This is a genomic window from Dokdonella sp., from assembly GCF_019634815.1.
Classification (GTDB): Bacteria; Pseudomonadota; Gammaproteobacteria; order Xanthomonadales; family Rhodanobacteraceae; genus Dokdonella_A.
The window spans coordinates 1-20,794 of sequence record NZ_JAHCAP010000035.1 but is presented as its reverse complement, the minus strand read 5'-3'; the positions used below and the strand labels follow the sequence as shown (position 1 = coordinate 20,794).

The window sequence follows — 20,794 nt, the reverse complement described above, 5'->3', positions numbered from 1 at the left end:
CCGTAGGTCGTGAACATCAAATCGACCTTCCAGTTGAGTGGATCGCCATCGGACAGATCAAAGCGCCAGAGATTGCCGGCCAGATCACCCGCATAAACCAAGTCATCGACTTCGTCTGCGCCCTCGTCATAAACCATCGGCGTGGACAAACCGAAGGTCTTGAAGCCAGTCGGCTTCGTCTGGGGCGCGGCAGAGGTGCGCAGTTCGCGGATCAGCTTGCCCGTTTCCAGATCGATCACGAGCAGGGACGTACGGCCCGCGGCTGGTTCGGCGATGTCACCGACCGCTGCCGGCGCATCCTGATTGGAGGGGAAATAGCCGCTCGAAACGACGGCGACCCAGCGGTCGTTCGCCTTCAGGCGCGCAACATTCACCGAATCATACGTGTAGCCGAGCGAAGCGCAGCTAATGGCGCCAGTCGCGCATGGCGGGTCGCCTGCGGTACTCGCGGTGTCGCCATTGCTGAATTCCCAAAGCGGTGCACCCTCGCTGCCAAGCAAATCGCTTTCCGTCGGCGTCGGATTGGTCACGTCGAGCGCGTAGATCCCGCGTCCGCCCAGACGCAACGAACCCAGCAGGACCGTCCGCCATTTGCCCTTGATGAAGACATCCCGTTCGCGCGGCATCGAGTCGACACCTGGCACGAGCGAGGCATCGGCATTCGTCGACTTCGCCAAACGACCGTTGCGGATCAGCGTGTCCGGCACATAGGCCCATTTCTCTTCGCCGGTTTCCGCATCGAAAGCATGCATCATGCCGTCATTGGCGCCGACGTAGAGCATCGGCCGGCGATTGCGCTGCGCGTTCTGGTAACCCGCATAGCTCTTGGTCTCGTCACTTGCCGCCGCAACGGCCTCGGGCGACGCGGCCGGGAACATGTCGTGGTAGCCCGATCGCGGCGAAGACACGTAGGCGGGTTGTGCATTGATCACGGCGCCGAGCACCGAAGTGCGCGGGCGGAACTTCGGTGTTGCCGTCGCGGCTTCGTTGGTGCGCGCGCCGCGCAAATAGTCGATGCGCAGCGGGCCGTTGCCATCGCAATTCGTGCTCGGTGCGCCCGGACAGGGCGCTGCGTTGGGCTTCTGGTTGAGCGCATTTTGCTGCGCTGCCGTCAAGCCAGAGAAATTCGATGAACGGAACGCCTCGCCATTGCCCGCGCCATCGGAGGTGATGATGATGCGACTGTTGGGATCCCGGGCCGTACCCGTCCCAACCGGATCGGCGCAGTCACCGCCCGTGAGCAGGCAAGCCGCATCCCAGACCACACTGGCAGGTTGTCCTGTCGCATCCACCAGCGAACGGCGCAGGTTGCCCGACCATGAACCACTGTCGTAGGCTCCCTGATAGGCGCTGTTGCCACCGGTGAGGATCGGCAAGGAAACCGAGGCAGGCGTCGAGTACGAACTTTGCGCGACGACGCTGGCGATGATCTTGCGCATCGCATCGATCAACTCGCCGGGATTGGATGCCGCGAAGAACATGCCTCGACTGTTGATCGCCGCATGCCACATGTCGTCGATCTTCTTGTTGTTGTCGGAGTACGGACTGCCGCCATCAAGCTTGGGCCACTTGATGTCACCCTGACGCAGCCTGAGCAGGCTGGCGTCCGTCTTCGGGATCGTTCCGCTGACGCCGAAACCGATCATGTACTGGACCAGATGCGGCCAGGTCGCGGGATCGTTGGCGGGGTTCCAATAGAGCTCGGCGTTGTTGAGCCAGTTGTCGCCCGGCTGCAGTGGAACCGAACCCGTCACGCCCGTGGTCCGGTCGACGAGGTAAGGGCGGACCTTGAGCTTGGTCTGCGGATTACCCTGGAAGTCCGGGCGCAAATCAGTCGCCCAGTAATTGAAACCGATATCCGCCATCGTATGCTGGCCGGCGCTGTCCTCGTTCCAGAAAATCGTCGACTCGGACGCCGTCACCGAATAGGGACGTCCATCGGGCAGCGTGGCGATTGCGTTGGTATCGACCCGACTCTGCGCCACGGTTGCGTTGTTCCACATGCCATCGGTCATCTGAATGTGGAAATTCTTGCGACAGGACAACTCGCGCCCGGTGTCCGGGTCCCAATAGGGATTCTTGTCGTTGCTTACGCCATTGCCGTAGGTGAACAATCTGCCGACGCGATTGGCCGCAGCCTGGTTCGGGGTGTTGCCCGAGGCCGGAACCGCGAGCAGCCACTCGTAGAAATTGGTACGTGTCGTGTTCTCGAAGGGCGCAAGGGTCGTCGTGCCCCCGGCCACCCACAATGCGTTCCAGGGATTCGCATTCGAGTTGGAGTTGATGTTCTGCCAGGCGACACGGATGCTCTTGTCGAAATCACTGAACGCGATCGACGTGGCGCTCACAGCTGCCATCGTGCGGGTGTGATAGTAGGAATACCAGTTGGCGAAGTTCTGCTGCTGACTGGCAGGCAGGGGCATCCAAGTCCAGTTCGATGCGGTATACAAGGCGTTCTTGCTCGCCGTATCGAGTTTGCCGTCGGCATCGAGAGTCAATGTCACGCCGGAATTGAATTGGTACCAACCCGGCATGTTGCCGCAGAAGCGTTTTCCCGCAGAGGAACTGCTCAGGTCACGGGTGTTCGAGTTGGACTGGTTTGACGTGCGGTTGTGGCGGATGCCATTGACCCACGCTGCAGTGAACGACGCGTTGGGGAAACTCGTGCCATTGGCGCGCATGGGCGGATCGTAGGTTGCAAGCGGGTTGTAGTAGACACCGTTCATTGCCCAAGTGCGCGGATTGGTCGGATCCGGCGTCAGCGTTGGATCGATCACGCCGGCGCAAAGATAGGGCCCCCCAGCCGACGAGAAATTGTCATTGTTGCCTTCAGACTGCCCAGTGCCGGCGCTCCAGCTCACATCGGTATAGGGCCGGTTGTCTGGCATGTGATGCCAGTTCATCGAACCCGAGTCGTCGAAGGTCAGCACCACGTTCGGCGCGACTTTCGTCGTCAACTCCGGCGGCGTCGTGAGCAGGTTGATCGTGCCCGAGGCAGGCGTTGGCGCCGCCTGCGAGATCTGGGGCAAGCCCGCAATCACGCTCACCAGGGTGGCGAGGACGGAAATCTTGAATCGGGATGGAATCCGCATCATGGGATTGGCTCCTGAAAAAGCCTGCACGCTCAAGGTTCGGTGCCGGTGTCGGTCAGATTGGTGGATGAAAACACGCTCTCGAACACACGCTGCACGGCGGCGCTGCCGCCAGTGCTGCGCGCGGTGATGCGGTAGAACCGATACGCGGTGGCATTCTCGGGATCGATCGCACCGGATTGACGGCCACTGCTGGGCGGGACGTTGTCGCCCATGTCCTCGATGATCAGCTGCGGCTGCTCGGCAAGCGACGCAGTTTCCGTCGTACCGGTCAGGCCGGTCATGACATGCGTATAGGTGGGCGAGCCCGGCAACTCGTTGACCCATCCGTGCGAAGTCCGGAACTTCTGCACATCGCTGCGCAGTGCGCCCGTGGCTCCCGGTCGGTACACACAGGTCCCGCTACTGCTGCCGATGCAGGGTGGCAAAGGCTGTCCCGCGACGGCATTGAAGTTGAGATTCCACATCCAGGCCTCGCCGCCACGCAAGGCACTGTCGGCACCCAACGCGCTCAGCTGGCCATTGCGCATGCCGCCAGTCATCTTTTCCTGCAGGATCGAGCTGCCGATCGCGGTCAACGCCAGCAGCGTGATCAGGATCAGGAACACCAGCGCCACGAACAGGACGGCACCATGCTGGCGTGTTGGCATTGGATTGGGTGTGCGGCTCATGGTGCGGTCCTAGAGATTGTGGGCGCGGCTGGACACATAGGCGATGAATTCACGGCGCAGTTGGCTGCCAGCCAGAAGACCAGATGGCAGCGCATCACCGTCGGCCCTGGTGTAGCTGGTTCCGTCAAAGCGGTACGTTCGGCTTGCCGTGTCGAGACCGAATACTTCATTCACCGTGTTGACGAGCAGGTGGGCTTCGACCGTGCGAACCGAGCGCCACAGGCAACCCGGTTCAACATTCATGCCGGGTGGCGGAGCCGTGCAGAATGCGCCGCCGGCGCCGACCTGGTCGGCCGTCATGAAGCGCGTACTGCCCGCGCTGTCCTGGATGCCGTAGCGAAAGGCAAGCTGGTCGACGCCGCGCACGAGCTCCTGTTCGACACCGTTCTCGCGGCGAACCAGCACCGGAATCAGGCGCGTGCCACCGCCGCCATTGGGTCGGGCATCCGGGTTGTCATCGGCCCGGAAGACGAGGTAGTAGCTGACCGTGACGAAATCCCTGGAGAAATTGAACAGGCGCACGTCGCGCGTGCGATTGCCCGAGCACACGGCCCCGGTCACGCCATCGAGAACCCCGCCACCGACCGTCAACGTGTTCGAGGACACGGCGCTGATCGGCAAGACCACCGGGTTGATGCAATCGGTAACCAAAGCCAATTCGCCCGGGTTGATATCGAGCGGGTCGTCACCGGTCTGCGGACTCACGGTGATTGCCGTGCCGTTGAGTATCGGGGCGGCCGCCCCGATCGAGCATGCTCCCGATTCCAGCGGCCAGCCGCTGCCGCGCAAATAGCGAATCGTGAGAACGTCCGATGCCGGCACGCGCATTCCTGCGGCCAGCCCCATGTTCGGAAACACGCCGACCGGCAAGGCTGGCGTACAGGTCGAAGCCGTGCAGGCGTAGCCTTGCGCGAACCAACGCGGGCTCAGTGCATAAGCAGCCGTCGCCGATGCATTCGAGGGATTGCCTGCCGCATCGATGCTCTGGATCGTGCTGTCGGGCAGATTCAGATTCGGCGCATAGATCATCGGCGCGCGCTCGGGCAGCACAGGCACCGCCGTGCCCGGCGCGCTGCCACCCGTGGTGTTGCTGCAGTACTGCGCACCAAGCATGCGCATGTCCTGTTCGATCTTCATCACCGCGAAGCGGCCATTTTCCTGAAGTTGTGCCAAGCCGTTCTGCAGCTTGTTGGTGCGGCTGGTGCCGTCGAACAGGCTGATGATGCCGATGCTGAGCAGCAAACCAAGAGTCAGCGCGATCATGATTTCGATCAGCGAGAATCCACCAGAGCGCTGCTGCGTGCGCGCTGGAGTTGCATGGACTGGACGGCTGCGAGTCATGGCTGAAACACCCAAGCAAAGGTTTGCGTGGCGGGGGCACCGGAGTTGCGATCAAGATCGGCCTCGGTCCACGAGATGGTCATCGTGCACTGCCCGTCAAATGGCTGCGCACCACGATGCGCGGCTGAAAACGGCGCACCTGTGACATTGCACAAAATGGTTGCCGTCGGACTGGGCAGGAAGTCCACGAGTTGCTGGCTCCACAGATTCCTGTCGCGCTGGACCAGATCGGTGGGCGTGCAGATCGAACCGCTGCAAGGATTCGTGCCGACGGTACTGGCGTCATAGGTTCCGTTGTAGTCGACGATCCAGCCCAAATTGGTGCGCATCCGCTCCGCCATCGACTGGGCGAGGAATGAGGCCTGCGTGCGCAGGTAGGCGCTGTGGTTGGTGCGTACCGAAAGCACCATCAAGCCAGCGACGCCGAGCAGGCCGAAGCTGAAGATCAGCACGGCGATCAGCACCTCAAGCAAGGAAAATCCGCGGGTTCGAATTCGATAAGTCATCGACATCATCCTCAACTGCAACTGCCCGCGGGCGCGCTGGTCGTGTCGCGGCGGCTCTCGATCACTCCGCTGAGAGATACGTGGATGCGCCGCGATTGCGTTGCGTCAGCCTGCGCGCTCGGGCGACAGACACTGAAATCGAACTCCGCCGCCTGCGAGAGCGCGCCGGTTGGTGCAAACACCACCATGTCGTCGGCGCCACCGGTTCCGGCCTTGCTCAACACCGTGAAGCCGCCCGTTACCGCGCCGCGATAGCCCATGCACAACGGCATTTGGCTTGCGCTGGAGTCGACATTGTCGATGTAGGCATCGCACGCCGCGGAGCTTGCGCCTGGCGAGGTCGGTGTGGTTTCGATCAGGCCACCGCCCAGCTGTTTGGCAACGACCACCTGCCAACCGTTGTTCCAATTGCCGCCATTGGCGATCACGGCAGCCGTACGGCCACGCTTGACCGCCTCCATGCGTGCGGTATTGAGCGCACCGATCAAGTTGTTGGTGTTGTCCTGGGTCGCCATCCGCGTGTTGAACTCGCGATAGCTCGGTAATGCCATCGCCGCAAGTATGGCCACCAAGGCGATCGCGATCATCAACTCGATCATCGTGAAGCCGCGCCCGAAACGGGCAGGCGGGCTGAAATTTCGACCGGGAGACTTGGACATGCGTTTCCCTGCTGCTTCGGGTGGGACTGCCATCGTCCAAGTTAGGCTGCGGCCGCGCAAGCGGCAAGCCGATCGCGCCCGCAAGGTAGGAATTGGCGGATGAACGGCCCGAATGCTGCGCCGGCGGCCAATTCCGGGAGCACCCGGACCGTCAGGACGAGCGTTCAGGCGGCCCGGCCAGGCATGCCCGGGATTGGGTCAGCCATGGCGAGGACGGGAACTCAGCGCGAATCCACCACGCGCAGCCGCAGTTCCTTGGGCAGGGCGAAAGTGATGTCCTCGGGCTTGCCGTCAAGCTCCTGGACACTGCCGGCACCGGCAACGCGCAGGGCCTCGACGACCTCGCGTACCAGCCGCTCGGGGGCCGAGGCGCCGGCGGTGACGCCGATGCGCTGGCAGCCCGCGAGCCAGTCTGACTCGATGTCGGCCGCGCCGTCGATGAGGTATGCGGGCACACCCTGCTTTTCGGCCAGTTCGCGCAGGCGATTGGAATTGGAACTGTTGGGCGAGCCGACCACGAGTACAAGGTCGCACTGCTGACCGAGCCGGCGCACCGCATCCTGCCGGTTCTGCGTGGCATAGCAGATGTCATCGTGGCGCGGCCCCTCGATCTGCGGAAAGTGCTCGCGCAGCGCGCGCACGATCGCAATGGTGTCGTCGACCGAAAGCGTGGTCTGGGTCACGTAGGCCATCTGCGCCGGATCGCGTGGCGTCAGAAGCGCTACGCCTTCGAGGTTCTCGACCAGGTGAATGCTGCCGACATTGGCGGCGTTCCACTGCCCCATCGTGCCCTGCACTTCGGGATGGCCGGCGTGGCCGATCAGGACCACGTCGCGCCCGGCCTTGCCGTGGCGGGCGACTTCCAGATGCACCTTGGTCACCAGGGGACAGGTCGCGTCGAACACGCGCAAGTTGCGTTCCGCCGCCTCGGTGCGCACCGCCTTGGACACGCCATGCGCGCTGAAGATCACGGTGGCGCCGTCCGGCACTTCGTGCAGCTCGTCGACGAATACCGCACCCTTGTCGCGCAGATTGTCGACCACGAAACGATTGTGCACGACTTCATGGCGCACGTAGATCGGCGCGCCGAAAGCTTCCAGCGCGCGTTCGACGATCTCGATCGCGCGGTCGACGCCGGCGCAGAAGCCACGCGGATTGGCAAGGATGACTTCCATCGTCGGATTATCCGCGCTTGGTGCCGGCTTTCCCAGCGAACAGGCCGAACACGATCAGCATCACCGCGCCGACGCTGATCGCCGAATCGGCGATATTGAACGCCGGCCAGTGCGAATTGCCCCAGTAGACGTCGATGAAGTCGACCACATGGCCGAGGCGCAGGCGATCGACGAGGTTGCCCAACGCACCGCCGATGATCAGCGCCAGTGGTGCGGCATTGCGCCAATCGGCGCGCGGCAGCCGCGAGAGCCAGACCACCAGAGCGCTGCAGATGCCCACCGCCAGAATCGCGAAGAACCAGCGCTGCCAGCCATCGGCGGTGGCAAGAAAACTGAAGGCCGCGCCGCTGTTGAATGCGAGCGTCCAGTCGAGCAGGCCATCGATCACCGCGCGCGACTCGTAGGGCGCGAGTTTGGCGAGCGCAAGCAACTTGGTGATCTGGTCGAGCACGATCACCAACGCAGACAGCCACAGCCACGGCAGCGCGGAAGCGGGGCGGCTCATCGTTCAGCCCTTCGCGACGATGCCCCGCGCCGCGGCTCGCATGCGTCGTGCGCAACGCTCAGAACCATTGCCGCACCTCGCCAGCGCCATCGACATTCTCGACGCAACGCGCGCAGATTTCCGGATCGTCCGCATGACTGCCGACATCTTCGCGGTAATGCCAGCAGCGGATGCACTTGGGAGCCTGGCTCGCCTGCGCACTCACCCACAGCTCGGCGCCATCGAGCTTGACGGCTTCCGCATGCGCCGGCCTCGCGGCAGCCTCGGCCCAGCGCAACTGCGAGGTGATGAAGAAGAAGCGCAGTTCGTCGCCGACTTCGGCAAAGCGCGCGCGCGTAGCGGAATCGGCATACAGCGTGACCTCGGCCTGCAGCGAGGCCCCTATCGCACTGGCCGCGCGCATGCCTTCGAGCAGCTTCGCGGCGCCGGCACGGATCGTGAGCAGGTCGGCCCACCACTGGCGCCGCTCGGGTGTGGCCTGCGGCGCCGCAAGGCCCGCATACCATTGCTCGAACAACACCGACTCGCCACGCGCACCGGGAATCAGCGGCCAGATTTCCTCGGCGGTGAACGAGGTTATCGGCGCGATCCAGCGCACCAGCGCTTCGATGATGCGATACATCGCCGACTGCGCGCTGCGCCGACCGCGACTGTCGGTGGGCATCGTGTAGAGGCGATCCTTGGTGATGTCCAGGTACAACGCGCCCAATTCATTGGTGCAGAAATTCTGCACGCGCGCGACCACTTCGGGGAAGTCGTGCTCGGCATAGGCGGCGATCACCGCGGCCTGCACGTCGTGCGCCTGCTGCACCGCCCACTGGTCGAGCAGCAGGCAGTCTTCGACCGGCAGCAGGTGCTGCGCAGGATCGAAGCCATCGAGATTGCCGAGCAGGAAGCGCGCGGTGTTGCGGATGCGGCGATAGGAATCGGAGACGCGCTTCAAGATCTCGTCGGACACCGCGATCTCGTTGCGGTAGTCGGTCGAAGCGACCCACAGGCGCAGCACGTCGGCGCCGAGCGTGTCGACGACCTTTTGCGGCGCCACCACGTTGCCCAGCGACTTGGACATCTTGCGGCCCTGCGCATCGACGGTGAAACCATGCGTGAGCACCACGTCGTAGGGCGCGCGGCCGTGCAGCGCAGTGGCTGTGAGCAGCGAGGACTGGAACCAGCCGCGATGCTGGTCGGAGCCTTCCAGATACATCACCTTGTCGCCTGGCTCGCGCGCAAGCTGCGGCCGCTGGTCGAGCACGCAGTGGTGAGTCACGCCCGAGTCGAACCAGACATCGAGAATGTCGGTGACCTTTTCGTACTGCGCCGCCTCGGCGCCGAGCAGCTCGGCCGGATCGAGTGCGTACCAGACATCGACGCCGCCCTGCTCGACGCGCCTGGCGACTTCTTCCATGAGCTGCGCACTGCGCGGGTGCGGCTGCTGAGTCGCCTTGTCGACGAACAGCGCAATCGGCACGCCCCAGGTTCGCTGGCGCGAGATGCACCAGTCGGGGCGACCCTCGACCATGCCGGCGATGCGCTCCTCACCCCAAGCGGGATACCAGTCGACATCGTCGCGGATGGTCTTGAGCGCGGCCTCGCGCAGACCCGCCGCTTCCATGCCGATGAACCACTGCGGCGTGGTGCGGAACGCGACCGGGGTCTTGTGCCGCCAGCAATGCGGATAGCTGTGGGTGATCCTGGCATCGGCGAGCAGGAGACCGCGCTCGCGCAGCAGTTCGACGATCGCGTCGTTGGCCTTCCAGATGAACTGGCCTTCGAACTGCGGCGTGCCGGCGAGATAGACGCCATTGCCACCGACCGGATTGAGCACGCTCGCCGGATAGGCATCGATCAATCCGTAAGCCTGGCCGACCGCAAAGTCCTCGGCACCATGACCGGGCGCGGTATGCACCGCGCCGGTGCCGTCCTCGGCCGAGACGTGGTCACCGAGAATGAGGGGTACCTCGCGGTCGTAGAACGGGTGCTTGAGCAGCGGCAAGGCCACGTTTTCCGAAGGCGCGCGCGAGAGCTCCGCGCCCTGCGCGCGCCCGAGCACGACGACCTCATCCACGCCATAACGCGCGAGCACGCGCTCGACGAGCGCCTCGGCGAGCACCAGCAACAGCCGCTTGCCGTGACGCCGCGGGCCTTCGACCAGCACGTAGTCGAGCTGCGGGCCGAGCGTGACCGCAAGGCTCGCCGGCAAGGTCCACGGCGTGGTGGTCCAGATCGGGACACTGACAATGTCATCGGCGCCAATCGTCACGCCGAACTTCGCGGCGAGCGCAGCGCCATCTACCGCGTCGTAGGCGACATCGACCGCACTGGATTGCTTGTCCTGGTATTCGATCTCGGCCTCGGCCAGCGCCGAGCCGCAGTCGAAGCACCAGTGCACCGGCTTGAATCCGCGCAGCACATGACCGTTGGCGTGGATCTTCGCCAAGGCGCGGATCATGTCGGCTTCGTAACGAAAATCCATCGTGCGATAGGGATTGCTCCAATCACCGAGCACGCCAAGACGCTTGAAATCCGCACGTTGCAGGTCGATTTGCTCGGCCGCATAGGCACGGCACAGGCGGCGGAACTCGGCCGCATCGACCTTGGCGCCGACCTTGCCGACTTTCTTCTCGATCGCGATTTCGATCGGCAGGCCGTGGCAATCCCAACCCGGCACATAGGGCGAACGATGACCGGCGAGCAGCGCCGACTTCACCACGATGTCCTTGAGCACCTTGTTGACCGCATGGCCGATGTGGATCGCACCATTCGCATACGGCGGGCCGTCATGCAGGATGAAAGCCTGCGCGCGATCGGCGCTGCGCTGTTGAATCTCTTCATAGCGTTTGGCCTCTTCCCACTGCGCGAGCATCGCCGGTTCGCGCCTGGCCAGATCGGCCTTCATCGCGAACGAGGTGTTGGGCAGGTTGATGGTGTTCTTGTAATCCTTGCTCATGCTTGGCTCGGAGATCGGGAATCGGGGATCGGAATGGATTGGTTTCAAATGGGGGCGGCTTCGCGGATTCTGTCGTTGCCGGCGAGAATCGCGCGCGCCTGCCGTGCATCGAGATCGATCTGGCGCACCATTGCGTCGAGGTCGGCAAATTTTTCCTCTTCGCGCAGCTTGGCGACGAACTCGACTTCGAGGCGACGGCCGTACAGGTCGCCATCGAAATCGAACAGATGCGCTTCAAGCAAGGGTTCGGTGCCGTTGACGGTCGGCCGTATGCCCAGGCTCGCCACGGCGGACATCGCCTGCGCATGCACGCCGTGCACCTGGACTGCGAAGATGCCGGTGACTGGTGAGGTGCGCCGGCCGAGACGAATGTTCGCGGTCGGATAGCCGAGCTTGCGCCCGAGCTGCTGGCCGCGCACGACATGGCCCCCGATCGAAAACGCGCGGCCCAGAGCCGCGTTGGCGGCGGCGAAATCACCTGCCGCCAATTGCGCACGGATCGCGCTGCTGCTCACGCGTGTTCCGTCAACGCCAATGTCGGGCATCACCTCGAGGGCAAAGCCGCGCTGCGGTGCCAGTTGTTCGAGCATCGCCACGTTGCCGCGACGCGCATGGCCGAAATGGAAATCGCCGCCCACGCACAGTGCGCGCATGCCGACCCGCGCGATCAGCAAGTCATCGACGAAGGCCTCGGCCGACATCGCCGCCAGCGCCGCATTGAAACGCAGCGACAGCAGGCTATCCACGCCGGTATCGAGCAGCAGGGCGAGCTTCTCGCGCGCGCCGGTCAGACGCGGCACCGGCTTGCCGCGGGCAAAGAACTCGCGCGGCACCGGCTCGAAGCTCACCGCGATCGCCTGCAGGCCGCGTTGATCGGCCAGAGCACGGGCGCGCGCCAACAGGGCGCGATGGCCCAGATGCACGCCATCGAACGCGCCCACGCAGACGACGCTGCCGCCCGGCGCAAGGCACGGGCCGGTGGCATCACGGAAAATCCGGTTCATCGCGCGAGTATAGCCGCTGCATCGCAGCATGCGGCGGTGCCGGGCGGCTCATGTGCCGCGCAGGTCGCGCAGTCGAAAGCCTGATGCAAACAGAACGACGACGAAACTCAGCCCGCCCGCGGCAATCAAGACGGCCAACCGCCACACGCGCGTCATCACGTCCCAACGACCCCATTCCGGCCACAGCCACAGCCCGGCGCCGAGCACGCCGACCATCGCCGCGCAGGCCAGAGCCAGCCTCAGAAGATGCACTCCCCATCCCGGCTGGCGCTGGTAGACACCATCGCGGCGCAGCGCGAGCCAAAGCTGGGCGAGATTGAGGTAACTCGCGAGCGCGCTCGCCAGCGCGAGGCCCATGTGCAGGCCGGGCACCTTGGCGAGGCCCGCGAACCAGCCATCTTGCAGGTCTTCGGGCCGATGCCAGAGCTGGAACAGCACGCTGACGAACACCAGGTTCATCACCATGTTCGCAATCATCGCCACGATTCCCGCGCGCACCGGGGTTTTGGTGTCCTGGCGCGCATAGAAGGCCGGCGCAACCACCTTGACCAGGGCGAAGGCCGGCAAGCCCAACGCCAGCGCCGACAGCGACAGCGCCGCCATGTCGACATCGTGCGCAGTGAACGCGCCATGCTGGAGCAGGGTCGCAAGCATCGGCTTGGCCAGCAGCACCAGCGCAAGCATCGCCGGCACCGCAATCAGCAGCGCCGTGCGCAGGCCCCAGTCGAGCGCCCGCGCAAATCCCTGATGGTCGGTGGCGACATGGTGGCGCGACAGCGACGGCAGGATCACGGTGCCCAGCGCGACGCCGAACACGCCCAGCGGAAATTCGAGCAAACGGTCGGTCTGCGCCAGCCAGGTCTGCGAACCGGTGATCAGGAAAGAGGCGATCAGGGTGTCGAGCAAGAGGTTGACCTGCGCCACCGAGGAGCCGAACAAGGTCGGCACCATCAGCTTGAGGATGCGCCGCACGTCGCCGTGGCGCCAACCCCAGCGCGGCAAGGCCAGCAGGTCGAGCCGCGCCAGCGCCGGCAACTGGACCAGCAGCTGCAGGATGCCGGCGATGAAGATTGCCCAGCCCAGGGCCATGATCGGCACTTCAAACGCCTTGGACCACCACAGTGCCGCCACGATCATGCACAGGTTCATGATCACCGGCGTGAGCGCCGGCAGCATGAAGCGATGGAAACTGTTGAGCGCGGCCGCAGCGAGTGCGGTCAAGGACACGCAGAGCAGGAAAGGGAACATCACGCGCAGCAGATGGGTGGTCAGCGCGTACTTTTCGGGCTGATCGATCGCGCCCGGCGCGAACACCCCGGCCACCCAGTGCGCACCCAGCATGCCCAAGGCCGTGACCACGAACAGCACGCCACCGAGCGTGCCCGCGGTGCGCGCCATCAGCTCGCGCAGTTCGGCATGGCTGCGCTTTTCCTTGACCTCGGTGAACACCGGCACGAAGGCGACCGAGAACGAGCCTTCGGCAAACAGGCGGCGCAGGAAATTGGGGATGCGGAAGGCCACCCAGAACGCATCGGTTGCCGCGCTCACGCCGAAGGCATAGGCGATCGCCTGCTCGCGTACCAGGCCGAGGATGCGCGAGATGAAAGTCCCGCCGCTGAAACTGAGCATCGAACGCAGCAGGCTGGGCCGGCTCATGGCATCCCCTGCGCCGAACCATCGGCCGCCGCAGCCATGTCCTGTCCGCGATTGACCTTTGCCGGCCGGATCCGCATAATTGCCGGTCTTTTTTCCACCCCAGTCTCCGGAGTCATCCCGTGGCCAACATCAAATCCGCGAAGAAGCGTGCGCGCCAGTCCGAGCAGAACCGTCAGCGCAACGCCAGCGCGCGTTCGATGGTCCGCACCGCAATCAAGAACGTCGTCAAGGCGATTGACGCCAAGGACAAGGCGCGTGCCGAAGCCGCCTACAAGATCGCCGAGCCGGTCATGGACCGCTACTCCGCGCGCGGTCTGATCCACAAGAACAAGGCCGCCCGTCACAAGAGCCGCCTTACCGCGCACATCGCCGCGCTGGCCTGATCCGGGCCTGATTGCGAGAGCGGAAAAGCCGGCGCAAGCCGGCTTTTTCGTTGCTGCCATCCGCACAACGGGCGGCGTTGGCGGCCAGATTCCGGCGACCGCTGCACTCACCGCGCCGCCTCGCCAGCCTCGCGCCGCTGTTCGTCGAAAAAGCGCTGGATGTCCAGACACAGGGGCCAGGTGCCCTCGCGCGCGATTGCCGATACCAGATACCACGGCTGCTTCCAGCGCAGCGTGCGCACGATCGCCTTGGCCGCCTTGTCGCGCTCTTCGGGCGCGAGCAAGTCGGCCTTGTTGAACACCAGCCATCGCGGCCGCTTCAAGAGCTTGGGATCGTAGCCCTTGAGCTCCTTCTCGATCGCACGGATCTCGGCGACCGGATCGGTCACACCATCGAGCGGCGCGATGTCGACCACGTGAAGCAGCAAACGCGTGCGCGCCACATGCTTGAGGAACTGGATGCCCAGCCCCGCGCCATCGGCTGCGCCTTCGATCAGGCCGGGAATGTCGGCGATCACGAAACTCTGGTCGGGACCGATACGCACCACGCCCAGATGCGGCTGCAGGGTGGTGAACGGGTAGTCGGCCACCTTGGGCGTCGCTGCCGACACCGCGCGCACGAGGGTCGACTTGCCGGCATTGGGAAAACCGAGCAGACCGACATCGGCGAGCACCTTGAGCTCGAGCTTGAGCTCGCGCTCATCGCCAGGCTGCCCCGGCGTCGCCTTGCGCGGCGCGCGGTTGACCGAGGTCTTGAAATGCATGTTGCCCTGCCCACCCTGCCCGCCCTGCGCCACCAGCAGGCGCTGGCCATGTGCGGTGAGGTCGCCGATTTCCTCATCGGTCGCGGTGTTGAAGACCACGGTGCCGACCGGCACGCGGATCACGGTGTCGGCGCCCGCCTTGCCGGACATCTGCCGACCCATGCCGTTCTCGCCGCGCTGGGCGCGAAACACGCGCTGATGGCGGAAATCGACCAGGGTGTTGAGACCCTCGTCGGCAAGCAGCCAGACATTGCCGCCCGCACCCCCATCGCCGCCATCCGGCCCGCCGAATGGGATGAACTTCTCGCGGCGGAAACCGACGCAGCCGTTGCCGCCGTTGCCGGCGTAGACGTGGATGATGGCTTCGTCGACGAATTTCATGGGGAATCGGGAATCGGGAATCGGGAATCGGGAATCGGGAATCGGGAATCGGGAATCGGGAATCGGGAATCGGCAAGGCTACAAGCTCAAGCGGTACACGCAAGCATCTTTGCGCATTTGACGGGCCTGGAACGGCCCGAACCCGGACAATTCCCTGACATGGCCGTCTTTGCTCCAACAAAAAGCCCCGCGCGAAGCGGGGCTCTTGCAGCGGTGGAACGGATCGGGCTCAGCCCGGGATCACGTTGACCGTCTTGCGTGCGAGCGGGCCCTTGGCCTTGAACTCGACCGTGCCATCGACCAACGCGAACAGCGTGTGGTCGCGACCCAGACCGACGCCGCTGCCCGGATGGAAGCGGGTGCCGCGCTGACGCACGATGATGTTGCCGGCCTCGACGGCCTGGCCACCGTAGATCTTGACGCCCAGATACTTGGGGTTGGAATCGCGGCCGTTACGGGTAGAGCCGCCTGCCTTCTTGTGTGCCATGACTGCTGGACTCCCTTACTTGCCCGCGCCGGTGATGCCGACGATTTCGATTTCGGTGTAATGCTGCCGGTGGCCCATCTCCTTGCGATGGTGCTTGCGGCGGCGGAATTTGACGATGCGGATCTTGTCGGCGCGACCGTGGGCCTTGACCTTGGCGGTCACCAATGCACCCGCGACCAGCGGGGCACCAACCGTGACGCCCTCGCCGTTGCCGACGAGCAGGACCTGATCGAGCTTGACCTCGGCGCCGACGTCGGCGACGAGCTTTTCCACGCGCAGGGTCTCGCCCTGCGCCACGCGGTACTGACGACCGCCGGTAACGATGACTGCGTACATGGCCATGCCTTTGGTAGTTATTCTGGAATCAGCCTTCACCGACGGACAGAGTCCGCCAGCGAGCCGCGCAGTGTAGCGGCAGCGCTGCCGTAGCGCAACTCCTTGTTTGGCTTGAGCTTGTCCAGCCTTGCCCGGCTCGGCAATGGCCTGCCGCGCCAACCCGCCTCACGAATTGGCACGGCGCGGCCTTGCACGCAGTGCTTGCGGCTACTCGACGTCGATCTCGATTCCGCCGACGACGCCGGCGACGAGGTTGTAGACGAACGCACCGATCGCACCGCCAATGAAACCCATGACGCCGTACATGATCGGCATGAAGATCAGCGCGCCGATGCCGCCGAACACACCGACCGACGGCTTGCCGAGCGCGCCCGCGAACATCGAACCAAAGATCAGAACCATCAGCCCCGCAAGCAATCCGAATGCGGCCATGAGTGCGCCCTGGAAGATCGCCAGCTTGAGTACGTTGAATCGTTTGATGACCATGTCCCCTCCCCATAGAACCCGGTTGCTTCGGGCCGGGCCAAGCTAGCAGCACGATCGTGCGCGTACAACACGCGCCGCCGTTCCATCGTGACTGACGCCATTGGGTAGTGGGGGCCAGACGCGGCCTGATCGGCCGCGTCTCATTGATGGTTCAACAAACCCAAGCCACAAGACTGTCGGCGCCGGGCGAGCTCAGAACGGGTTACACGAGACCCCGGGAAGACTTCCCGATCCGCAACCCTTCCATTTCACGTGGTCATCGATCAAGCGCCAAGGCGATACCATCGGCGACTCGCCGTTGGGCGACCAGGTCACATCACGCTCATATCGAGTATCGCGCTCCCATCCATTGCGCTCCGAGTGGTAGGCCACGTGAGTGACTTCAGGCGGCTGCGTCGCTGCCGGTGGATCCGGAGTCTCGGGCGCCCCTGGCGGATCGTTCCCCTGAGTCGACATCCCGCCCCCGTACGGATCGAATCCGGCGGAACCTCCTTTTCGATCGTGCTCACGGTGCCGTCACGGTCCACCTTGGTCCATTTGATGCTCGCACGCGGCGCAGGCGCGGGCTTTGCCTGATCTGCTACCGGCGCATCGAGTCCGCCCGCAACCGATAGCGCTGGCGCGCTCAGAAAGCACAAGAGCGTCGCTCCCCAGAAGAAACCAGGTTTTCCTGTCATTCGCATTGTCATCTCCGTGATTTGGCAATGTGCACCCCTGCATCACCGAGGCTAGCCCACACCCAGGAAAACGCAAGCTGACTTCCGCGCAAATCGCGCCGCGACTGTCTCATTGCTCAGCACATGGAGCCGACCGCAAGCTCCTCGCAATCGTGCGCTTGTTATAGTTGCTCTTCTGCCCCACTTTCTGCGCCATGGACACGATTCGCATCCGCGGTGCGCGCACGCACAACCTCAAGAACATCGACCTCGACCTGCCGCGCGATGCGTTGATCGTGTTCACAGGGCTGTCCGGCTCGGGCAAGTCCTCGCTCGCCTTCGACACGATCTATGCCGAAGGCCAGCGCCGCTACGTCGAGTCGCTGTCGTCCTACGCACGGCAGTTCCTGTCGATGATGGAAAAGCCCGACATCGACCACATCGAGGGCCTGTCGCCGGCGATCTCGATCGAGCAGAAATCGACCTCGCACAACCCGCGTTCTACGGTCGGCACGATCACCGAGATCCACGACTACCTGCGCCTGCTGTTCGCGCGCGTGGGCACGCCGCGCTGCCCCGATCACGGCATCGCGCTCGAGGCACAAACCGTGAGCCAGATGGTCGACAGCGCGCTCGCACTCGATGCCGACAGGCGCTGGATGCTGATCGCGCCGGTGATCCGCGAGCGCAAGGGCGAGCACGTGCAGGTATTCGAGCAACTGCGCGCACAGGGCTTCGTGCGCGTGCGCGTCGACGGCGTGGTCCACGAACTTGACGCGGTGCCGCCACTGGCGCTGCGCGTCAAGCACACGATCGAGGTGGTGATCGACCGATTCCGCCCGCGCGAGGACATCAAGCAGCGCCTCGCCGAATCCTTCGAAACCGCGCTGCGCTTGGGTGAAGGCATCGCCATCGTCGTCGATCTCGATGACGCGAAGGCGCCCGAACAGACCTTTTCCTCGCGCTTTTCCTGCCCGGTCTGCGACTACGCCCTGCCCGAGCTTGAGCCGCGACTGTTCTCGTTCAATTCGCCGATCGGCGCCTGTCCGGATTGCGACGGCCTGGGCGTCACGCAATTCTTCGACCCGGCGCGCGTGGTCGCCCATCCCCAGCTCAGTCTCGCCAGCGGCGCGATCCGCAGTTGGGACCGGCGCAATCCGTACTACTTCCAGATGATTCAGTCGCTGGCCAAACACTACGGATTCGATGTCGAGACGCCGTGGGAAAAATTGCCCAAGGCCACGCGCGAGGCGGTGCTGTTCGGCTCGGGCGACACCACGATCGCGTTCCGCTACACGCCTGCGAACGCCGGCGGTGCGGTCACACGCAAGCATCGCTTCGAAGGCATCGTGCCCAACCTCGAACGCCGCTACAAGGAAACCGAATCGCCCGCGGTGCGCGAGGAACTTTCGCGCTTCATCAGCGAACGCGCCTGCCCGGCTTGCAACGGCCAGCGCCTCAACCGCAGCGCGCGCAATGTATTCGTTGGCGATGCCAACCTGCCCAGCCTCACCGCGCTGCCGATCGCGCAGACGCTGGCTTTCTTCGAGCAGCTCAAACTGGCCGGCTGGCGCGGCGAGATCGCTGCCAAGATCGTCAAGGAAATCCGCGAACGCCTGCATTTCCTCGTCGATGTGGGCCTCGACTATCTCACGCTCGAACGCAAGGCCGATTCGCTCTCGGGCGGCGAGGCACAGCGCATCCGCCTCGCCTCGCAAATCGGCGCCGGCCTGGTCGGCGTGATGTACGTGCTCGACGAGCCTTCGATCGGCCTGCACCAACGCGACAACGCGCGCCTGCTCGGCACGCTCAAGCGCCTGCGCGACCTGGGCAACACCGTGATCGTGGTCGAACACGACGAGGATGCGATCCGCCTCGCCGACCACGTGGTCGACATCGGCCCCGGTGCGGGCGTGCACGGTGGCGAGATCGTCGCCCAGGGCACGCTCGAGGCGATCCTCAAGGCACCGCGCTCGCTGACCGGCCAGTACCTTTCCGGCGCGCGCCAGATCGCGGTGCCGGCGCAGCGCCGCGCACGAGATCCCGAGCGCACGTTGCGCCTGCTCGGCGCCAGCGGCAACAACCTCAAGGACATCGACCTGGAAATTCCAGCCGGCCTGTTCACCTGCATCACCGGCGTCTCGGGTTCGGGCAAGTCCACCCTCATCAACGACACCCTGCAGCGCATCGCCGCGAGCCAGCTCAATGGCGCCAATGAAAAGCCCGCGCCGTATCGCGCGATCGAGTGTCTCGACCTGTTCGACAAGGTGGTCGATATCGACCAGTCGCCGATCGGGCGCACGCCGCGCAGCAATCCGGCCACTTACACCGGCCTGTTCACGCCATTGCGCGAACTGTTCGCACAGGTACCCGAGGCGCGTTCGCGAGGCTACGGCCCCGGGCGTTTCAGCTTCAACGTCAAGGGTGGCCGCTGCGAAGCCTGCGAAGGCGACGGCATGATCAAGGTGGAGATGCACTTCCTGCCCGACGTCTACGTGCCCTGCGACCTCTGCCACGGCAAGCGCTACAACCGCGAAACCCTGGAAATCGCCTGGAAGGGCCAAACCATCGCCGATGTCCTCGACATGACGGTGGAGGATGCGTTCAAGCTGTTCGGCAACGTGCCGGTGATTGCGCGCAAGCTGGAAACCCTGATCGATGTCGGCCTGAGCTACATCAAGCTCGGCCAGAGCGCGACCACGCTTTCGGGCGGCGAGGCGCAACGCGTGAAACTGTCGAAGGAGCTTTCACGCCGCGACACCGGGCGCACGCTCTACATCCTCGATGAACCGACCACCGGCCTGCACTTCCACGACATCGAACAGTTGCTCAAGGTACTGCAGCGGTTGGTCGACGATGGCAACACGGTGGTCGTGATCGAACACAATCTCGACGTCATCAAGACCGCCGACTGGATCGTCGACCTCGGTCCCGAAGGTGGCGACGGCGGCGGCACGGTCATCGCCAGCGGCACGCCCGAACAAGTGGCCGCCACTGCGCGCTCGCACACCGGGCAATTCCTCGCCCGTACGCTCGGCATCGAGACTGCTCCGGCCGGCAAGCGCAGCCGCAAGGCGGCCGCATGAGCACGGCCGGCGCGGATGGAAGTGCAGCGATCGCGCGCGTGGAAATGGATGTGCGCTGGGGCGATCTCGACGCCTTTGGCCATGTCAACAACGCGGCCTTTCTCGTCTACGCGCAGGAAGCGCGCGTGCACTGGCTGGGCAGCCTCGGCACGCAGCTGCGGGACGACACCTGCATGCCCGTGGTTGCCGCGGTGAATTGCAATTTCCGCCGCCAGCTCGGCTGGCCGGCACGCATCGTGGTCGAGCTTTCGATTCACCGCATCGGCAATTCCTCGATGACGATCGGCCATCGCATCGCCGACGCCAAAGACGTCGCATGCATTTACGCCGACGGTGAAACCGTGATGGTGTGGATTGATCCGCGCTCTGGCCACTCGATTGCCTTGCCTGCCGCGGTACGCTCAATGATTCAGTCTGCGTCACCCGTAGCGGGCGCTACCACGTCGAAATAGGTGTCGATGCGCCGGCCATCGCGGAGCAGCAGGGTGATCCCGATCTTCTCGCCGACGGCCGGTGCATGGCGCGGCGACATCAGCATGAGATGACGGCCACCCGGTTCGAGTTTGACGGTGGCGCCTGGCGCAACCACCAGCCGGTGGATCTCGCGCATCTTGGCGACGCCATCGCTGACCAGGGTTTCATGCAGGGTCACGCTGCGG

At 64.5% G+C, this 20,794-nt stretch carries 18 protein-coding genes; 3 read left to right on the top strand and 15 right to left on the bottom strand.

Annotation, left to right across the window (positions count from 1 at the left end):
* From KF759_RS13485 to murJ, 10 genes are all read right to left on the bottom strand, one after another.
* Positions 1 to 3,095: PilC/PilY family type IV pilus protein (locus KF759_RS13485; RefSeq protein WP_291226361.1), on the bottom strand; the 3,095-nt coding region annotated here is incomplete at its 3' end.
* A 29-nt stretch (positions 3,096 to 3,124) separates the two neighbouring features.
* Positions 3,125 to 3,763, bottom strand: a complete 639-nt coding sequence (locus tag KF759_RS13480) for a pilus assembly protein (RefSeq protein WP_291226360.1) — start codon at positions 3,761 to 3,763, stop codon at positions 3,125 to 3,127.
* Between the two features lie 9 nt (positions 3,764 to 3,772).
* Positions 3,773 to 5,104: a PilW family protein gene (locus tag KF759_RS13475; protein ID WP_291226359.1), complete on the bottom strand. Its 1,332-nt coding sequence runs from the start codon at positions 5,102 to 5,104 to the stop codon at positions 3,773 to 3,775.
* On the bottom strand, positions 5,101 to 5,610 hold the full coding sequence (pilV, locus tag KF759_RS13470; protein WP_291226362.1) for a type IV pilus modification protein PilV: 510 nt from the start codon (positions 5,608 to 5,610) through the stop codon (positions 5,101 to 5,103). The genes KF759_RS13475 and pilV overlap by 4 nt, the downstream gene beginning before the upstream one ends.
* An 11-nt stretch (positions 5,611 to 5,621) precedes the next feature.
* Positions 5,622 to 6,269: a GspH/FimT family pseudopilin gene (locus tag KF759_RS13465; protein WP_291226358.1), complete on the bottom strand. Its 648-nt coding sequence runs from the start codon at positions 6,267 to 6,269 to the stop codon at positions 5,622 to 5,624.
* A 221-nt stretch (positions 6,270 to 6,490) separates the two neighbouring features.
* Positions 6,491 to 7,444 (bottom strand): 4-hydroxy-3-methylbut-2-enyl diphosphate reductase, encoded by a 954-nt coding sequence (gene ispH / locus KF759_RS13460; RefSeq protein WP_291226357.1) that lies wholly within the window; start codon positions 7,442 to 7,444, stop codon positions 6,491 to 6,493.
* A gap of 7 nt (positions 7,445 to 7,451) precedes the next feature.
* A complete protein-coding gene (gene lspA / locus KF759_RS13455; protein ID WP_291226356.1) occupies positions 7,452 to 7,949 on the bottom strand; it encodes a signal peptidase II in 498 nt (165 codons plus the stop codon).
* A gap of 58 nt (positions 7,950 to 8,007) precedes the next feature.
* Entirely contained in the window at positions 8,008 to 10,896 is a 2,889-nt protein-coding gene (ileS, locus tag KF759_RS13450; RefSeq protein WP_291226355.1) for an isoleucine--tRNA ligase, read from the bottom strand.
* Positions 10,897 to 10,940: 44 nt separating this feature from the next.
* Positions 10,941 to 11,900 (bottom strand): bifunctional riboflavin kinase/FAD synthetase, encoded by a 960-nt coding sequence (locus KF759_RS13445; protein ID WP_291226354.1) that lies wholly within the window; start codon positions 11,898 to 11,900, stop codon positions 10,941 to 10,943.
* 48 nt (positions 11,901 to 11,948) lie between these two features.
* Positions 11,949 to 13,556, bottom strand: coding sequence for a murein biosynthesis integral membrane protein MurJ (murJ, locus tag KF759_RS13440; RefSeq protein WP_291226353.1), 1,608 nt, complete (start codon positions 13,554 to 13,556; stop codon positions 11,949 to 11,951).
* 119 nt (positions 13,557 to 13,675) lie between these two features.
* Between murJ and rpsT the strand changes: the two genes are divergently transcribed.
* The gene (gene rpsT / locus KF759_RS13435; protein WP_291226352.1) at positions 13,676 to 13,939 is read left to right on the top strand and encodes a 30S ribosomal protein S20; all 264 of its coding nucleotides are present in this window, start codon (positions 13,676 to 13,678) and stop codon (positions 13,937 to 13,939) included.
* A gap of 107 nt (positions 13,940 to 14,046) precedes the next feature.
* Here rpsT and cgtA read toward each other — a convergent pair whose 3' ends face one another.
* From cgtA to KF759_RS13415, 4 genes are all read right to left on the bottom strand, one after another.
* Positions 14,047 to 15,084 (bottom strand): Obg family GTPase CgtA, encoded by a 1,038-nt coding sequence (gene cgtA / locus KF759_RS13430; protein WP_291226351.1) that lies wholly within the window; start codon positions 15,082 to 15,084, stop codon positions 14,047 to 14,049.
* Positions 15,085 to 15,313: 229 nt separating this feature from the next.
* Positions 15,314 to 15,571: a 50S ribosomal protein L27 gene (gene rpmA, locus KF759_RS13425; RefSeq protein WP_291226350.1), complete on the bottom strand. Its 258-nt coding sequence runs from the start codon at positions 15,569 to 15,571 to the stop codon at positions 15,314 to 15,316.
* Between the two features lie 15 nt (positions 15,572 to 15,586).
* Positions 15,587 to 15,907, bottom strand: coding sequence for a 50S ribosomal protein L21 (gene rplU, locus KF759_RS13420; RefSeq protein WP_291226349.1), 321 nt, complete (start codon positions 15,905 to 15,907; stop codon positions 15,587 to 15,589).
* Between the two features lie 207 nt (positions 15,908 to 16,114).
* Positions 16,115 to 16,393 carry a hypothetical protein gene (locus KF759_RS13415; RefSeq protein ID WP_291226348.1) on the bottom strand — a complete coding sequence of 93 codons (279 nt, stop codon included), beginning with the start codon at positions 16,391 to 16,393 and terminating at the stop codon, positions 16,115 to 16,117.
* Positions 16,394 to 17,264: 871 nt separating this feature from the next.
* Between KF759_RS13415 and uvrA the strand changes: the two genes are divergently transcribed.
* Both uvrA and KF759_RS13405 read left to right on the top strand, forming a co-directional pair.
* Positions 17,265 to 20,135 carry an excinuclease ABC subunit UvrA gene (uvrA, locus tag KF759_RS13410; RefSeq protein ID WP_291226347.1) on the top strand — a complete coding sequence of 957 codons (2,871 nt, stop codon included), beginning with the start codon at positions 17,265 to 17,267 and terminating at the stop codon, positions 20,133 to 20,135.
* Complete coding sequence (locus tag KF759_RS13405; RefSeq protein ID WP_291226346.1) at positions 20,132 to 20,587, top strand: thioesterase family protein; 456 nt, start codon at positions 20,132 to 20,134, stop codon at positions 20,585 to 20,587. Before uvrA ends, KF759_RS13405 begins: the two co-directional genes overlap by 4 nt.
* On the opposite strand, the gene KF759_RS13400 is transcribed toward KF759_RS13405, so the two are convergent.
* The coding region (locus tag KF759_RS13400) for a copper chaperone PCu(A)C (RefSeq protein ID WP_291226345.1) at positions 20,545 to 20,794 on the bottom strand (250 nt) is incomplete at its 5' end. The two genes, KF759_RS13405 and KF759_RS13400, sit on opposite strands and share 43 nt — an antisense overlap.

Coding starts and splice junctions, on each gene's coding strand:
- KF759_RS13475 (WP_291226359.1), bottom strand. CDS start 5,104: ATGACTCGCAGCCGTCCAGTCCATGCAACTCCAGCGCGCACGCAGCAG.
- KF759_RS13480 (WP_291226360.1), bottom strand. CDS start 3,763: ATGAGCCGCACACCCAATCCAATGCCAACACGCCAGCATGGTGCCGTC.
- KF759_RS13465 (WP_291226358.1), bottom strand. CDS start 6,269: ATGTCCAAGTCTCCCGGTCGAAATTTCAGCCCGCCTGCCCGTTTCGGG.
- lspA (WP_291226356.1), bottom strand. CDS start 7,949: ATGAGCCGCCCCGCTTCCGCGCTGCCGTGGCTGTGGCTGTCTGCGTTG.
- uvrA (WP_291226347.1), top strand. CDS start 17,265: ATGGACACGATTCGCATCCGCGGTGCGCGCACGCACAACCTCAAGAAC.
- rplU (WP_291226349.1), bottom strand. CDS start 15,907: ATGTACGCAGTCATCGTTACCGGCGGTCGTCAGTACCGCGTGGCGCAG.
- ileS (WP_291226355.1), bottom strand. CDS start 10,896: ATGAGCAAGGATTACAAGAACACCATCAACCTGCCCAACACCTCGTTC.
- pilV (WP_291226362.1), bottom strand. CDS start 5,610: ATGACTTATCGAATTCGAACCCGCGGATTTTCCTTGCTTGAGGTGCTG.
- ispH (WP_291226357.1), bottom strand. CDS start 7,444: ATGGAAGTCATCCTTGCCAATCCGCGTGGCTTCTGCGCCGGCGTCGAC.
- cgtA (WP_291226351.1), bottom strand. CDS start 15,084: ATGAAATTCGTCGACGAAGCCATCATCCACGTCTACGCCGGCAACGGC.
- KF759_RS13415 (WP_291226348.1), bottom strand. CDS start 16,393: ATGGTCATCAAACGATTCAACGTACTCAAGCTGGCGATCTTCCAGGGC.
- murJ (WP_291226353.1), bottom strand. CDS start 13,556: ATGAGCCGGCCCAGCCTGCTGCGTTCGATGCTCAGTTTCAGCGGCGGG.
- KF759_RS13405 (WP_291226346.1), top strand. CDS start 20,132: ATGAGCACGGCCGGCGCGGATGGAAGTGCAGCGATCGCGCGCGTGGAA.
- KF759_RS13445 (WP_291226354.1), bottom strand. CDS start 11,900: ATGAACCGGATTTTCCGTGATGCCACCGGCCCGTGCCTTGCGCCGGGC.
- rpmA (WP_291226350.1), bottom strand. CDS start 15,571: ATGGCACACAAGAAGGCAGGCGGCTCTACCCGTAACGGCCGCGATTCC.